At 76.4% G+C, this 15,181-nt stretch carries 16 protein-coding genes; 5 read left to right on the top strand and 11 right to left on the bottom strand.

Annotated elements, in window-relative coordinates:
- Nucleotides 1–547: 547 nt before the first annotated feature.
- The 11 genes from BM165_RS05285 to BM165_RS05235 form a co-directional block, all read right to left on the bottom strand.
- Complete coding sequence (locus BM165_RS05285) at nucleotides 548–1,012, bottom strand: hypothetical protein (RefSeq protein WP_075012437.1); 465 nt, start codon at nucleotides 1,010–1,012, stop codon at nucleotides 548–550.
- Nucleotides 1,009–1,407 (bottom strand): TadE/TadG family type IV pilus assembly protein, encoded by a 399-nt coding sequence (locus BM165_RS05280; protein WP_075012436.1) that lies wholly within the window; start codon nucleotides 1,405–1,407, stop codon nucleotides 1,009–1,011. The genes BM165_RS05285 and BM165_RS05280 overlap by 4 nt, the downstream gene beginning before the upstream one ends.
- Complete coding sequence (locus BM165_RS05275) at nucleotides 1,400–1,606, bottom strand: hypothetical protein (protein ID WP_075012435.1); 207 nt, start codon at nucleotides 1,604–1,606, stop codon at nucleotides 1,400–1,402. Before BM165_RS05275 ends, BM165_RS05280 begins: the two co-directional genes overlap by 8 nt.
- Nucleotides 1,607–1,636: 30 nt before the next feature.
- Nucleotides 1,637–2,578 carry a type II secretion system F family protein gene (locus BM165_RS05270; protein ID WP_208976651.1) on the bottom strand — a complete coding sequence of 314 codons (942 nt, stop codon included), beginning with the start codon at nucleotides 2,576–2,578 and terminating at the stop codon, nucleotides 1,637–1,639.
- Entirely contained in the window at nucleotides 2,575–3,432 is an 858-nt protein-coding gene (locus BM165_RS05265) for a type II secretion system F family protein (protein WP_075012652.1), read from the bottom strand. Before BM165_RS05265 ends, BM165_RS05270 begins: the two co-directional genes overlap by 4 nt.
- Nucleotides 3,429–4,673: a TadA family conjugal transfer-associated ATPase gene (locus BM165_RS05260; protein ID WP_075012434.1), complete on the bottom strand. Its 1,245-nt coding sequence runs from the start codon at nucleotides 4,671–4,673 to the stop codon at nucleotides 3,429–3,431. The genes BM165_RS05265 and BM165_RS05260 overlap by 4 nt, the downstream gene beginning before the upstream one ends.
- A gap of 144 nt (nucleotides 4,674–4,817) precedes the next feature.
- Nucleotides 4,818–5,315, bottom strand: coding sequence for a GtrA family protein (locus BM165_RS05255; protein WP_075012433.1), 498 nt, complete (start codon nucleotides 5,313–5,315; stop codon nucleotides 4,818–4,820).
- Between the two features lie 103 nt (nucleotides 5,316–5,418).
- Nucleotides 5,419–8,121: a putative bifunctional diguanylate cyclase/phosphodiesterase gene (locus BM165_RS05250; protein ID WP_075012432.1), complete on the bottom strand. Its 2,703-nt coding sequence runs from the start codon at nucleotides 8,119–8,121 to the stop codon at nucleotides 5,419–5,421.
- 76 nt (nucleotides 8,122–8,197) lie between these two features.
- Nucleotides 8,198–9,748, bottom strand: a complete 1,551-nt coding sequence (locus BM165_RS05245) for an acetolactate synthase large subunit (RefSeq protein ID WP_075012431.1) — start codon at nucleotides 9,746–9,748, stop codon at nucleotides 8,198–8,200.
- Nucleotides 9,745–10,065: an EthD family reductase gene (locus tag BM165_RS05240; RefSeq protein WP_075012430.1), complete on the bottom strand. Its 321-nt coding sequence runs from the start codon at nucleotides 10,063–10,065 to the stop codon at nucleotides 9,745–9,747. Before BM165_RS05240 ends, BM165_RS05245 begins: the two co-directional genes overlap by 4 nt.
- Before the next feature lie 82 nt (nucleotides 10,066–10,147).
- Entirely contained in the window at nucleotides 10,148–11,083 is a 936-nt protein-coding gene (locus tag BM165_RS05235) for an NADP-dependent oxidoreductase (protein WP_075012429.1), read from the bottom strand.
- 84 nt (nucleotides 11,084–11,167) lie between these two features.
- Here BM165_RS05235 and BM165_RS05230 point away from each other — a divergent pair, with 84 nt between their 5' ends.
- From BM165_RS05230 to BM165_RS05210, 5 genes are all read left to right on the top strand, one after another.
- Nucleotides 11,168–11,674, top strand: coding sequence for a hypothetical protein (locus BM165_RS05230; RefSeq protein WP_075012428.1), 507 nt, complete (start codon nucleotides 11,168–11,170; stop codon nucleotides 11,672–11,674).
- Between the two features lie 87 nt (nucleotides 11,675–11,761).
- Nucleotides 11,762–12,553: a DUF4097 family beta strand repeat-containing protein gene (locus BM165_RS05225; RefSeq protein ID WP_075012427.1), complete on the top strand. Its 792-nt coding sequence runs from the start codon at nucleotides 11,762–11,764 to the stop codon at nucleotides 12,551–12,553.
- A complete protein-coding gene (locus BM165_RS05220) occupies nucleotides 12,550–13,524 on the top strand; it encodes an ATP-binding cassette domain-containing protein (RefSeq protein WP_075012426.1) in 975 nt (324 codons plus the stop codon). Before BM165_RS05225 ends, BM165_RS05220 begins: the two co-directional genes overlap by 4 nt.
- Nucleotides 13,521–14,312, top strand: coding sequence for an ABC transporter permease (locus BM165_RS05215; RefSeq protein WP_075012425.1), 792 nt, complete (start codon nucleotides 13,521–13,523; stop codon nucleotides 14,310–14,312). Before BM165_RS05220 ends, BM165_RS05215 begins: the two co-directional genes overlap by 4 nt.
- An 80-nt stretch (nucleotides 14,313–14,392) precedes the next feature.
- Nucleotides 14,393–15,160 (top strand): DUF4230 domain-containing protein, encoded by a 768-nt coding sequence (locus tag BM165_RS05210; RefSeq protein WP_244274059.1) that lies wholly within the window; start codon nucleotides 14,393–14,395, stop codon nucleotides 15,158–15,160.
- Nucleotides 15,161–15,181: the final 21 nt, after the last annotated feature.

Below are 15,181 nucleotides of genomic sequence, written 5' to 3'. Positions count from 1 at the left end.
CGGCTCGTCGTCACGCGCCGGGGCGCGTGGGGGCGGCACGCAGGCCGGCCGGTTCCGGCCGGACTCAGGGGAAGAGGCACCTCGTCGTGCCCGGACGCCCGGCAGTGGGCGTCCGCCCAGCCGCGGACGGCTGAGCGGGTGGTCGGCCGCTCGGCGCCGGGTGCGGACCCGGCGCCGGGGAGGGGACCCGGAGGTCCCGGTCAGGTCATCGCACTCCTGGACCGGGTGGCGACCCGGGGGGCCGGCGATACCGCTACAGGTGCGCTCATGTTCCGGTTGCCCTCCCCTCGTTCGCCTGCATGACGTCAGCCCAGACGGGTCGTACGACCACGCCTGGTCACCGAGCTGACGGAGACCGCACCTTAGGCAGCTTCGTTCCACTCCGGCCAACGCATATGACGATGAGTGACGAAGGCGACTCGGATCCACGGGTGTCGGTGACGCAGAGTGAGGGAACCACGGACCCAGCGTCGAGGACGAGGGGCTCCGACGGGGTCCCGACGACGGTGCCACCTGCTCGACCACCTCCTCGCCCACCGCTCCCGGCTCAGGCATCGACATAGCGTTCGATCTCGACGACGAATCGGCCTGTCGCAGTGTTCGCGTCGACGAACTCGGGCAGCAGCGGCACGCGCACCGTCACCGTCGCGCACACCGAGAACTCCTCCCCGGGCGCCAGGGCCGGGGTCCACCCGTCCGTCGCGCCGTCACAGGCGACGCCGGCCGGGACGTAGGACAGCCGCACGTCGGCCGCGTCCACCGACTGGTCGGCGACCGCGAGCTGGGCGGCGCGCTCGGCCCGCGCCAGCCCCGTGACCGCGTCCGGCGCCGTCGCCAGCGCCCGCCCGGCCTCCCGCGCGGCGGCCGTCGCGGCGAAGACGCCGCGCTGGACGGCCGAGAAGCCCACGACCAGGTAGACGAGCGGGACGAACACCACCAGGGCCACGAACACGAACTCGACCACCGCCGAGCCGCGCTCACCGGTGCGGAGGCGCGCCCGCAGCCGGCTCACCGCGCCTCCTCGACGGCGCGGCCGGTGACGTCCAGCGGCAGCAGGTCCCCCATCCCGGCCAGCAGCGTCGGGACGCCGCCGGTGCAGCGCACCGTCACCAGCACCAGGCCGGTCGGGTCGACCTCCTCCGCCGCGGTGCACAGCAGCCCGTCGGCGGTGCCGGCCGACGTCGCTCGGGCCACCACCGCCAGCGTGCGGCCAGGGGCCTCCGACAGCGGCACGTCGGCGTTGGCCGCGTACCGGGCGCCCTCCTGGGCGCCGGCGGTCACCACGTTGCGCACGTGCACGTAGACCGCCACCTGCAGCACCGCGAGCAGGAGGACGACCACGAGCACCGAGACGAGCACGAAGTCGACGACGGCACCGCCGCGTTCGCGGGCGCACCGGTCAGCCACCGCTCGTGACGGAGGCCAGCGCGTTCTCGACGGCCGAGACGATCGCCTCGCGGAACGGCACCAGGATGGCGAGGACGAGCGCCGCCGTCATCACCGTGATCATCACCCAGCCCGGGACGTCACCCCGCTCGGGGTCGTCGTCCCCCAGGCAGGCGGCCACCGCGGCCACCGTCGTCGAGAGCCAGGCCCAGGCCCGCATCCGTCGTCCTCCTCCGTGTTGCACCGGCGCTCACCGCGCCAGCGAGACGATGCTGATCAGCCCCGGGAACAGGGCGAACAGGACGGTGACCGGCAGCACCAGGAAGACGACCGGCACCATCATGGCGATCTCCTTGCGGCCGCCGGCCTCGAGCAGCCGGCGCTTGCCGGCCTCCCGGACGTCGGCGGCCTGGGCACGCAGCACCTCGGCGAGCGGCGTGCCGCGCTCCACGGCCACGAGCAGGCCGTCGACGAAGCGGGCCAGGGCGTCGACCGACGTCCGGTCGGCGACCTCCTGCAAGGCGTCCACGAGCGGCACCCCCGCGCGGGCGCGGCCGAGCGCGCCGCCCAGCTCGCGGGCCAGCTCGCCGCCGGAGAGCCGGGTGACCCGGGCGATGGCCGCCGTCGGGCCCTCCCCCGCCGTCACCGCCAGCGCCAGGAGCTCGGCGACCACCGGGAACTCGGCGAGCAGCAGCTCCTCGCGGCGGCGGACCTGCTGGGTCAGCCACCAGTCGCGGCCGAGCACGCCGCCGAGCAGCCCGGCCAGGCACAGCAGGGCGACCGACAGCACGTTGACGCTCCCGGCCAGCAGCGAGCCGGCACCCGCGAGCACCGCGGCACCGAGCAGGCCCAGCCCGCCCCACACGACCTGCTCGACGCGCAGGTCCTCGACCGTCTGCTCCGCGCCGAGGGCGTCGAGCCGGCGCCGGACGGCGGAGCGGCCGCCGAGCACGCGGTCGACGAGGGCGGCGCCGTCGGCCACGAGCGGGCCGAACACCCGCCGCACCGCCGTCAGCAGCCCCGGCTCGGCCCGCGGGCCCAGCAGCCGCGACGGCGGCGGGGTGTCGTGGACGTAGGGCGCGAGCCGGTCGACCAGCCGGACCGGGCGGAACGGTGGCGCGAACGAGACGACGAGCAGCAGCCCGGACGCCGTGGCCAGGCCGAGCAGCATGCCGAGCACGGGCCCGCTCACCGGAGCACCCGCACGTCCTGCGGGAGCCGCCCGATGCGCAGCATCAGCCGGTAGGCCACCAGGCAGACGGCGCCACCGCCGAGCAGCAGCGCCGTCCCCACCGGGGTGTCGTAGGCGGCCAGCGTCGTCGACTGGGTGGCGAGCAGGAGCAGCACCGCCCAGGGCGCGGCGACGGCGAGCCGCGCGGCCTGCACCACCCAGCCCTGCCGGGTCTCGAGCTCGGCGCGGGCACGGGCGTCCTCGCGCAGGAAGCCGGCCAGCGTCCGCAGCACGCGGCCGAGGTCGGAGCCGCCCACCTCTCGGGCCACCCGCAGCGTCTCGACGATGCGGTCGCCCACCGGGTCGGCGAGGTCGGCCTTGAGCCGGTCGAGGGAGTCGCCGAAGCGGCCGCTGGAGCGGTGGTCGGCGGCGAAGCGGGCGAACGGGGGACGCAGCACCTCGGGTCCGCGGGTGCCCAGCGCCGACAGGGCCTCGGGCAGCGACAGGCCGGCCCGGACGCCCGACGCGAGGTTGTCGACGACCTCCGGCCACACCTCGCGCAGGTCGGCGCGGCGGCGGACGGCCAGCCGGCGCACCTGCACGTGCGGCAGCGCAGCGCCGAAGACGCCGAACGCGAGGCTGACCGTCACGGTGCCGGTGGTCAGCAGGACGACGACGGTGACCAGCAGCCCGAGCGCGGCCTGCAGCGCGACCAGCTGCGCCGGGCTGATGCCGGTCAGCCCGGCCTCGGCGAGCAGCCGCGCGCGGCGGCCGGGCGGGCGCGGGACGGGGGGACGCTGCGGGGCACGCGGCCCGCTGCGCCAGACCAGCAGCAGGCCCACGCCGAGCAGCAGCCCCAGGAGCGCGCCGGTCATCTCCACGCCGGCGCCTCGAGCAGGGCCGCCAGGTCGAAGCCGGCGGCGGCGAAGCGCTCGGGGTGGGGCGGGAAGCCCTCGGCGCGGACCAGCCGGCCGCCCCGGGTGGTGAAGACGTCGGCCAGCTCCACGACGCCGCCCTCGGCCCGGCCGGGCACCGCCACGACCTCGCGCACCCGGCGCTGACCGGAGGGTTCGGTGGCCACGTGCACGACCAGGTCGACACTGGCGGCCACGGTCGGGACGACGAAGGCGTGGCCGATGTTGTCGCCGGCCAGCAGCGGCAGGGTGCACATCTTCACCACCGCCTCGCGGGCGCTGTTGGCGTGCAGCGTGCACATGCCGGGCAGGCCGCTGTTGAGGGCGATGAGCAGGTCGAGGCACTCCTCCTGCCGCACCTCGCCGACCACGATCCGCGAGGGCCGCATCCGCAGCGCCTCCTTGACCAGCCGGCGCAGCGGGATCTCCCCCGCGCCCTCGAGGTTGGGCTGGCGCGTCTGCATCGCGACGACGTCGGGCAGCGGCACGCGGAGCTCGAACACCTCCTCGCAGGTGATCACCCGTTCGCGTGCCGGGACGGCCGCGACCAGGCAGTTGAGCAGCGTCGTCTTGCCGGCCTGGGTGCCGCCGGAGACGAGCACGTTGAGCCCGGCGGCGACGGCGGCCTCGAGGAAGCGGGCGGCCTGCACCGGCAGCGTCCCGGTGGCGACCAGCTCGTCGAGCGAGTGCGCCTGCAGCACGAACTTGCGGATGTTGACCGCCATGTGCCGGCGCGTGACGTCGGGGATGACCACGTGCAGCCGCGAGCCGTCGGGCAGCACCGCGTCGACGAAGGGCTGGCTCATGTCGATCCGCCGCCCGGAGGTGCGCAGCATCCGCTCGACCAGGTCGGCCAGCTCCCCGGCGCCGAGGATCGTCGTCGTGAGCTCGCTGCGGCCGCGGCGGGCGACGAACACCCGGCCGGGCTCGTTCACCCAGATCTCCTCGACCTCGGGGTCGTCGAGCCACCGCTGCAGCGGGCCGAAGCCGGCCACCCGGTCCAGCACGTCGCGCACCACGCCGTCGGGGTCGCCGATCGGGGGCAGCGCGGAGGTCAGGGAGCGCTCGGAGTAGTCGGCGACCACGTCCCGCACCAGGACGCGCACCGGCCCGGGGTCGGTGAACGGGTCGAGTCCGCGCCGGCGGATCAGCTCGCGCACCTCGCCGTCGACGACGTCGAGCGCACTCGTCGAAGTCGGCACCGCACCCCCGTCACCTGCCTGAACGAGCTCAGGACGGACGGACCATAGGACGGCCGGACGGGCCGCGGGGGGCCCGTCAACCGATCCGATGACGCTTGGTGACCACCGGTGGGGGACGCACCACCCGTCCGGGTGACGGGGGTGTCAGGGCCGCGCGGAGAGCACCCAGCGCAGTCCGGCGAACCGGACGAGCCCGACCACGCCGGTGACCGCGCAGACGACGAGCACCGACGCCAACGGCCCGGCCGAGGTGGTCCAGCCGTCGAGGAGCGCCAGCGTGGAGCTGCTGGCCAGCAGGCCGGTGACGGCCAGCCCGCCGCCGGCCCACTGCGCCGCCGCCCAGCCGGTGCGGGCGCCGGCGCGGAAGGTGAGGCGGCGGTGCATCTCGTTGGCCAGCGCCGTCGAGGCCACGACCCCGGCGAGGTTGGCCACCTGGTCGCCGAGGCCCGCGAGCAGGAGGAACAGCCCGACGTAGACGACGTTGGCCGAGCCGCCGACCAGCACGAACCGCGCGAACTGCGCCGCGACGTGGTCGCGGTGCCACCAGCCGGGGACCGGGCCGGACGCCAGCAGCGCCCCGGCTGCCGGTACCGCTGCCGCCGGGGCGGAGCCGCCGGGCCGGTCGAGGACCGCTGCTGTCATGCACGCAGCCTCCGCGTCCGGCACCCCGCGTCACATCCGGGAGGACCCTGGACCGCACCCTGATCCGCGGGTCGTGGCGCCCGGGGTCGTGGTGCCCGGAGGGTCAGCGGCGGGAGGTGCGCAGCGGCACGGCCCCCGGGCGCACGGCGACCTGCTCGAGCAGCAGGGCCTCGGCGTCGCAGCGCTCCAGCGGCCGGGCGAACAGGTAGCCCTGCGCGGTGTCGCAGCTGCCCGCGGCCAGCAGCCGCGCCTGGTGCTCGGACTCGACGCCCTCGGCCAGCACCTCCAGGCCCAGGGTCCGGCCCAGGTCGATGGTGCCGCGGACGATCGCCGGCAGCGGCTCGCCGGCCGCGATCCCGCTGACGAAGGAGCGGTCGATCTTGAGCACGTCCACGGTGAACTGCCGCAGGTGCGCCAGGGACGAGTAGCCGGTGCCGAAGTCGTCGAGGGCCAGCCGGACGCCGAGCGCCCGCAGCTCGGCCAGCGACGCCGCGGCCCGTTCCGGGTCGCCGACGAGCGCCGTCTCGGTCACCTCCAGCACCAACGCGGAGGCTGGCAGCCCGCTGGCGGCCAGGGCCGCGGCGATCGACCCGGCGAGGTCGGGCGACCCCAGCTGGGTCGCCGACACGTTGACCGCCATCGACAGGTCCCCCACGCCCGGGTGGTCGCGCAGCCAGGTCGCGGCCGTGGCGCAGGCCTCGTGCAGCACCCAGGCGCCGATCCCGTCCATCAGGCCGGCGGCCTCGGCCACCGGGACGAACCGGTCGGGGCCGACCGGGCCCAGCCGCGGGGAGTCCCAGCGCAGCAGCGCCTCGAAGCCGGTCACCCGGCGGTCGGCCAGCGCCACCACCGGCTGGTACAGCAGCCGGAACTGGCCGCCGGCCAGCGCGCCGCGCAGCTCCTGCTCCAGCTCCCGGGCCGCCTGGGCCGCTGCGCGCATGCCGGGCTCGAAGCGGACCGTGCGGTCGCGGCCGTCGAGCTTGGCCGCGTACAGCGCCAGGTCGGCGTCGGCGACCAGCGAGGTGGCCGCCGTCCTCCCCCGGCCGACGGCGACGCCCACGCTCGCCGACACCGTGACCGGACCGCCGGGCAGCGCCACCGGCCGGGACAGCACCTCGCGCACCCGGGTCGCGGTCGCCACGGCCTCGTCGTCGCCCTCGCCGGCCTGCTCGACCAGGACGGCGAACTCGTCGCCGCCCAGCCGGGCGACGGTGTCGTCGGCGCGGACGGCACCGCGCAACCGGTCGGCGACCTCGCGCAGCAGCGCGTCCCCCGCGCTGTGGCCGAGGCCGTCGTTGAGGGCCTTGAACCCGTCGACGTCGATGGAGAGGACGGCGGCCGACCCGCCGCCGCGCACGGTGCGCCGCAGCGCCTGGCCGACGCGGTCGGTGAACAGCGTGCGGTTGGCCAGGCCGGTGAGCCCGTCGTGCAGCACCGAGTGGGCCAGGGCCTCCTCGGCCCGGCGGCGGCCGGTCACGTCGGTCACGTGCACCACGACGCCGCCGATGTCGGGGTCGCCGGAGGCGTCGGTCAGCCGGACGCCGAGCCAGCGGTCCTCGCCCTGCAGCCGGGCGGGCACCTCGGCGTCGACGACGGTGCCGCCGGCGGCCAGGGCCCGGGTGAACAGCTCGGTGGCGGTGGCCGGGTCCACCCCGGACAGCCGGACGGCGTCGCCGGTGCTCACCGGGCCGGACGCCGGGATCCCCAGGACGTGGGCGAGCGACGCCGGGTCGCCGAGCAGCCGGCCGTCGCGGGCCAGCACGAGCACGGCGTCGGAGGAGTGCGCGGCCAGCTTGGCGGCGTACCGCTCGCGCGAGCGGACGAGCGCCCGCGCCGCGGCCTCACCGCGCAGGAGCAGGGCGGCGCGCAGGAAGACCAGCGCCGTCAGCACGGCCATCGCCAGGAAGACCGACCCCGAGGAGTCCTCGCCGCCGGTCAGGTCGGCGACGAGTTCGAGGGCCGGCGGGACCATCAGGGCGCCCAGGCACACGGCCAGCCGGGCCAGGCCGGCACCCGACCGCTCCGTCCCCGTGCCGGCCGGGACCGCCACGGGGCGCGACCAGGCGGCGGCCGCGAGCAGCAGGCTGCCCAGCAGCCAACCGGTGTCGAGCCAGGAGCCCACGGCCGTGGCCACGGGCACGAGCAGGTAACCGACGTCGGACACCAGCCAGCAGGTGCAGGCCGCGGCCACCGCCAGGGAGGACCACTCGCCCCGCCGCCGGGTCGCCAGCAGGCGCACCACGAGGCCGATCAGCGCCGCGTCCATCGCCGGGTAGAGGGCGAGCACGACCCGGCTGAGCATGTCGAGCGTGGTGTCCAGGACGGTGGCGGCGATCGAGACCTGCCAGACGACGAGCAGGGCGGCGACGAAGACCACGACGGCGTCGATCCAGCCGGCCAGCCGCTCGCCGTCCCCGTGGCCGGGCGTCCGGGCGAGCACGGTCAACCCGACGCCGAGCGCCACGTAGCTGCCGAGGTAGAACACGTCGGCCACGCTCGCGTCCCCGGCGGACCCGCTCAGCGCCGTGAGCACCTGCCAGAACGCGTCCCCGACGGCCGACAGCGTGACGCCGAGAGCCAGCCACACGGCCGGGCGCCGGCCGCTGCGCCGGGCGCCGACCCAGGCGCCGGCCACGCTCGCCCAGACGATCGACTGGTACAGCGCGACGCCGGTGCCGGTGTCGGCGGTGACGCACTGGACGCCCAGCAGCACGGCGACCGCGACGACGCCCGCCGCGAGCAGGCCGTGACCGCTGCGTGCGGTGCCGGTGCCTCCTGTGGCGGGGCGGGAGCTGGTCGGGGTCACGGGGAGCGCATCGGCACGGAACCGATCGGTCTGGAATCCCCGCGCCCCTCCGTCCCCCCCGGGGGTGAGACGGGTCTCATCCGGCGGGGCGCAGCACCGCCTGCACCAGGTGCGGACCCGGCTCGCGGAACGCCGTCCGCAGCTGGTCGGCCAGCTCCTCGACGGTCTCGGCGCGGGTGGCCGGCACGCCCGTGCCGGTGGCGAGGGCGACGAAGTCCAGCGCCGGGCCGCCGATGTCGAGCAGCTGCCCGGCCCGCTCCCCGCCGCCGGTGGCGCCGACGCGCGCGAGCTCGCCCTGCAGGATCGCGTAGGACCCGTTGTCGTAAAGGACGACGGTGACGTCGAGCTGCTCGCGGGCCATCGTCCACAGTGCCTGCAGGGTGTACATCGCGCTGCCGTCGGCCTGGAGCACGAGCACCGGCCGGTCGGGGCAGGCCACCGCCGCGCCGACCGCCATGGGCAGTCCGTCGCCGATCGCGCCGCCGGTGAGGGACAGCCAGTCGTGCCGCGGCGCACCGGAGGTCAGCTCGGCGATGCCGACGCCGGACGTGATCGCCTCGTCGACGACCACCGCCCGCTCCGGCAGCAGCGCGCCGACCACCGCCGACACCGCCCGGGGCGTGAGCCGCCCGGCCGGCAGCTCCGGGCGGGAGGCCTCGACCGGCTGCGGTGCCGCACCCGGGGCGGCCAGCTCCGCCAGCGCCCGCAGGGCCGCGACGCCGTCCTCCCCCGGCTCGGACAGCACGTGCACCGAGCAGTCGGCGGGCACCGGAGTCCCGGGGACGCCCGGGTAGCCGAAGAAGTGCACCGGCGGGACGGCTCCGGCCAGCACGAGGTGCCGCGTGCCGGCGAGGGACTTCATCGCCACCTCCGGCGGGTAGGGCAGCTTGCCGATGTCGGGCAGCCCCGCACCGCGCACCCACCGCGCCGGGAACGTCTCGGCGAGCAGCCGCACGCCGGTGGCCCCGGCGACCGCCGAGGCGGCCAGCTGCCCGTCCTCGCCCGCCAGGACGTCGCCTCCGAGCAGCAGCACGACGGGCTCCCCGGAGGCCAGCACCGCGGCCACCTCGTCCACCCGGTGCTGCGGCGGCACGGGCCGGGACCAGGGCGGCGGCGGGCCGGCGACGGCGGCGCCGTCGGACCACGAGACGTCGGCCGGCAGCACCAGCGTGGCGACCTGCCCGCGCCCGGCCGCGGCGACGGCGTCCGCGGCGTCGGCGCCGACGTCCTCCGGGGCCAGCGTCCGGCGCACCCAGCCCGACACCGTCCCGGCGAGGGAGTCGACGTCGCTCTCCAGCGGCGCGTCGAGCCGCTTGTGCGAGCGCGCGTGGTCGCCGACGACGTTCACCACCGGCGTCCGGCCGCGGCGGGCGTTGTGCAGGTTGGCCAGGCCGTTGCCCAGGCCCGGCCCCAGGTGCAGCAGCGTGGCGGCGGGCCGGCCGGTCATGCGGGCCCAGCCGTCGGCGGCACCGGTGGCCACGCCCTCGAAGAGGGTCAGCACACCGCGCATGCCGGGGACGTCGTCGAGGGCGGCGACGAAGTGCATCTCCGACGTGCCGGGGTTGGCGAAGCACACGTCGACCCCGGCGTCGACGAGCGTGCGGATGAGGGCCTGGGCGCCGTTCACCGGGAGACGTGCACCTCGGTGACCTCGTAGTGCGTCATGACCGCGCCGCCGGTGGCGAACCTCGGCACGTCCTTGGCGGTCGCCTTCCCCTGCTCGGAGGCGAACGCCGCGCCCATCGCCTGCTCGGAGTCGAAGTCGAGCTCGGCCACCAGGTAGGAGGCGGGGTGGCTGGGGTCCAGGCTCTGCGGCTTGCCCGTGGTCAGCCGGACCAGGCCGGGCATCTGCGTCGCCAGCGGGGTGTGGGTGTCCCGGTAGTAGCTGTCGAACGCCGCCGGGTCGTCGGGCTGTCCGTAGCTGACCACCAGCCTGTGCACCATCTACCGCACCTCCGCGCTCGCGCCCGGGCACCGCTGCCCGGGTCTCCCCCACCCTGGCAGGGACCGGATGGTCCCCGCGACCTCAGAAGGTGATCACCAGGCGGCCGCGGACCCCGCCGGCGGCCAGCACGCGGTGCGCCTCCGGCGCCTCCTCCGGCGCGAACGTGCGGGCCACCCGCAGCGTCACCGCGCCGGACTCGACCTGCTGGCGCAGCCGGTCGAGCGCGGCGGCGTTCTCGGCGTAGCGGCGCACGAGCGTCGGCAGCACCTCGACGCGGTCGGACCCGTCGCCGCGGTAGCCGCGGACGGTGGCCACCTTCCCGCCGTCGCGGACCGCGGGCAGCACCAGCGCGTCCTGCACCGACCCGTCAGCCAGCCCGTCGACGCCGTCGGGGAACTTAGTGCGGATCCGCTCGGCCACGTCGTCGCCGCGCCGCACGACGACGTCGGCGCCGAGGTCGCGGACGAGCTGCTCGTCGGCTTCGGAGGCGTCGGCGACGACGGTGTGCCCGTCGGCCTTCGCCAGTTGGACGACGTAGCCGCCGAAGGCGCCCGCCGCGCCGGTCACCGCGACCACCGACCCGGCCGGCAGCGCCATCTGGTCGAGCGCGAGCCGGGCGGTGAGCGCGTTCATCGGCAGCGTGCAGGCGGCGACGGCGTCGGCCCCGGCGGGCACGCGGGCCATCGAGCCGGCCGGCAGCACGAGGTCCTCGCGGTAGCCGCCGTGGGCGCCGGTCGGCACCACGATGCCCATGACCGGATCGCCGACGGCCACCCGGTCGACGCCCTCGCCGACCTCCACCACCTCACCGGCGGCGTCCATGCCGGGCACCCACGGCGGCGTCTTCACCGGGTCCCGCCCGGCGTAGGCGCCCTCCCGCAGGTGGGTGTCGGTGGGGCTGACGGCGGCCGCCCGCACCCGGACCCGGACCTGCCCGGGACCGAGCGGCTCGTCCGGGACGTCGACGACGCTGAGGGCCTCGGGCCCGCCGAACTGGGTCACTCCCACGGCTCGCACGGCCCGACCCTACGAGAACCCGCCCCGCCGGGCGTGACGTCATCCCCCTTGCGCGTGACGTCATTGTGGTGTCATGGTGACGTCATGGACCTCACGCCGTTCGTCGAGCAGCTGCGACGGGAGCTCGCGGTGGCCGCTGCACCCGGCGGCGAGGAGGCGCAGGCCCTCGCCGAGCGGCTCACCGCACCGCTGGAGTCCTCGGTGCGGCTGGCCCTGCTCAGCGCGCTGTCGGCCGCGGCCGAGGAGCTCACCAGCCAGCTGGCGCCCGGCTCGGTCGACGTACGGCTGCGCGGCAGCGACATCAGCTTCGTCGTCACCCCGCCGCCGGCCGAGGTGCCGCACCCGGCACCCGCGCCGGAGGCCGCGGTCCCTGACGCCGACGACGGCAGCACGATCCGCATCACGCTCCGGCTGCCCGAGCAGCTCAAGACCCGCGTCGAGGAGGCCGCCGCCCGCCTCGGCTCCTCGGTCAACACCTGGCTGGTCCGCGCCGTCGCCGACGCGCTGGCCCGCGCCGACCGCCCCCAGGCCGCCGAGCCCCGGCGGTCCCGGTGGTCCTCGGGCCAGTCCTACACCGGCTGGGTCCGCTAGCCGGACCCCGCCCCACACGGCGCACCCGCACCGCAACCCCCGGCCGACCGGACGGGGGCCGACCCGGCACGCCCAGGAGGCGACGCCATGCCCACCTTCGACACCCCCTCCCCCGTCTCCGCCCGCATCGACCTCGCCGCCGGCAGCGTCCGGGTGCGGGCCTCCGACCGCCCCGTGACCGTGGTCGAGGTCCGGCCGCACGACGAGCGCAGCGGCGCCGACGTGCAGGCCGCCGAGCAGGCGACGGTGACCTGCTCCGACGGCACGCTCCTGGTCCGGACCACCGGGCGCCCGCGGCTGCTGTTCCTCGGCTCCGGCGGCCGGGTCGACGTCGACGTCGACCTGCCCCAGGACTCCTCGGTGGAGGTGCGCACGTCGGCCGGCGACGTCTCCTGCACCGGGCGGCTCGGCACCACCTCCCTGGAGAGCCGCCACGGCGACCTCCGGCTCGACGCCGCCACCGGGCTGCGGGCGCGCACCAGCAGCGGCGGCATCACCGCCGGGACGGTGGAGGGCGACACCGTCGCGCACACCGACTACGGCGACGTGCGCATCGGCCGCACCGACGGCGACGCCCGGCTGCGCAGCGCCTGCGGGGACGTCACCGTCGACCGCGCCGCCGGCACGCTCGTCGGCAGCACCAACTACGGCAGGGTGCGCGTCGGCGAGGCGGTGCGCGGGTCGCTGGTGCTCGAGACCGCCTACGGCGAGGTCGAGGCCGGCATCGCCGCGGGCACCGCGGCGTGGCTGGACCTGTCGTCGGCGTCGGGCACCGTCCGCAACGAGCTCGCGGCGGCCGACGGCCCCGAGGACGCCACCGGGACCGTCGAGGTCAGGGCCCGCACCGCCTACGGCGACATCCTGGTCCGGCGGGCATGAGGGGCACCGCCGTGACCGACGCCATCCCCGTGACCGACGCCATCGCCGTCTCCGGCCTGCGGAAGGCCTTCGGTCCGAAGGCCGTCCTCGACGGGCTGGACCTGGCCGTCCCCGAGGGCACCATCTACGCCCTGCTCGGCCCCAACGGGGCCGGCAAGACCACCACCGTCGACGTCCTCTCGACGCTGCTGCCCGCCGACGCCGGCGAGGTCCGCATCGCCGGGCACGACCTGCGCCGCGAACCGGACGCGGTGCGCGCCGCGATCGCGCTGACCGGTCAGTTCTCCGCCGTCGACACCCTGCTCACCGGCGCGGAGAACCTGCGGCTCATGGCCGACCTGCACCACCTCGGCCGGGAGGAGGGCCGCCGCCGCGCCGCGGAGCTGCTCGAGCGGTTCGACCTCGTCGACGCGGCCGACAGGCCGCCGGTCACCTACTCCGGTGGCATGCGCCGCCGGCTGGACCTCGCCATGGGCCTCATGGCCCGCCCGCGGGTCGTCTTCCTCGACGAGCCGACCACCGGCCTCGACCCGCGCAGCCGCCGGGCGATGTGGGACGTCGTCCGCGACCTCGTGGCCGACGGCGTCACGATCCTGCTCACCACGCAGTACCTCGAGGAGGCCGACTCACTCGCCGACCGCATCGGCGTCCTGGACGGCGGCCGGCTGGTGGCCGAGGGCACCGCCGACGAGCTCAAGCGGCTGGTCCCCGGCAGCTCGGTGCGGCTGCGCTTCCCCGACCCGGCCGGGCTCGAGCGGGCCGCCCGCGCCCTGGGCGCCGGCACCGCCGACCCGGCGACGCTGGTCCTCGAGGTCCCGGGCGACGGCAGCGTCGCCGCGCTGCGGGCCCTGCTGGACCGCCTCGACGACGCCGGCGTCGAGGCCGCCGACCTGACCGTGCACACCCCCGACCTGGACGACGTCTTCCTGGCCCTGACCGGCCGGCCGGCCCCCGGGGAGGTGCCCTCGTGACGACGCTGGGCCTCACGCTGACCGACTCCGCGACGATGCTGCGGCGCAACCTCAGGCGCGCCGTGCGCTACCCCGGGCTGACGGTGATCGTCGCCGCGCTGCCGATCGTCTTCCTGCTGCTGTTCGTCTACGTCTTCGGCGGGACGCTCGGCGCCGGGCTGGGCGACCCCTCCGGCGGCCGCGCCGAGTACGTCACCTACGTCGTCCCGGGGATCCTGGTCCTGGCCATCACCGGCGGCGCGCAGGGGACGGCGATCGGGATCGCCATGGACATGACCGAGGGCATCATCGCCCGGTTCCGCACCATGTCGATCGCCCGGGCGTCGGTTCTCACCGGGCACGTCGTGGGTGCGGTGATCCAGACGCTGGTCGGGCTGGCGCTCGTCGTCGCCGTCGCCCTGCTCGTCGGCTTCCGGCCGGACGCGAACGCCCTGGAGTGGGCCGCGGCGGTCGGCGTCCTGACCGTGACCAGCTTCGCGCTGTCCTGGCTGTCGGTGGCGATGGGGCTGTGGACGAGGACGGTGGAGGCGGCCAGCAACCTGCCGATGCCGCTGATGCTCCTGCCGTTCTTCGGCAGCGGCTTCGTGCCGGTCGAGTCGATGCCGGGCTGGCTGCGCTCGTTCGCCGAGCACCAGCCGTTCACGCCGGTCAACGAGACGCTGCGCGGCCTGCTCACCGGCACTGCCATCGGCTCGTCCGCCGTCGTCGCGGTCGCCTGGTGCGCCGGCATCTCGCTCATCGGCTACCTGTGGGCGCGGGCCAACTACGAGCGCCGTCCGGCCCGCTGAGACGTGGGCGGCCCGGGAATGACGGCGGCGTCCCGGGCGCTGCACCGGGTGAGCACCGCGCCACATGAGTACCGCGCCGGATGAGCACCGCACCGGTCGAGCACGCCCTCCCTCCCCGCACCGAGAGGCCGCGCATGCCCACCCTGCTGTCGTCCCGCCCCGGCCCCGCCTCCTCCGACCCGCGGCCGGCGCCGCACCGCCGTCGCCGGATCCCCCTCCGCCTCCTCGCGGCCGGTGCCGGCGCGGCCGTGCTCGTGCCGGTCGGGCTGCAGGTCGCCGGCTGGCTGCCCGAGAACCCGTTCGGCCGGGACGTCGTCGACCGGAGCACGACGCCGCTCCTGCTGGCACTGGAGGACCTGCACGAGTACCACGCCGCGACGGGTGCCTTCCAGGTCGTCGTCGACCGCGAGGTGGACACGCGGTACGTGCCGTCGGCGATCAGCGGCGAGCGCGTCCAGCTCCTCGCGACCGGGACCGCCGACGCCTACGTCGACTTCTCCGGCCTCGACGCCGGCGCGGTGACCCTCTCCGGCGACGGCACCGCCGCGACGATCGAGCTGCCGGCGCCGCGCCTGGACGAGGTGCGGATCGACCCGGAGGAGAGCCGCGTCCTCGACCGGGACCGGGGGCTGGTCGAGCGGATCGGCGACGCGCTCGGCGACGACCCGGTCGACGACGCAGAGCTCTACGCGATGGCCGAGGACCGGCTGGCCGCGGCGGCCGCCGAGAGCGACCTCCGGGAGCGCGCGGAGGACAACACCCGCACGATGCTGACCGGCCTGGCCCGGTCCCTCGGCGTCGACGAGGTCGAGGTCCGCTTCGAGGACACCGCCGACAGCGCCGGCTGAACGTGCGGGCGGCCCGGGACC

The sequence above is a fragment of the Geodermatophilus obscurus genome (assembly GCF_900115395.1).
Taxonomy (GTDB): Bacteria; Actinomycetota; Actinomycetes; order Mycobacteriales; family Geodermatophilaceae; genus Geodermatophilus; species Geodermatophilus obscurus_B.
The sequence above is the reverse complement of the archived record's forward strand: the minus strand, read 5'-3'. Positions and strand labels throughout refer to the sequence as shown.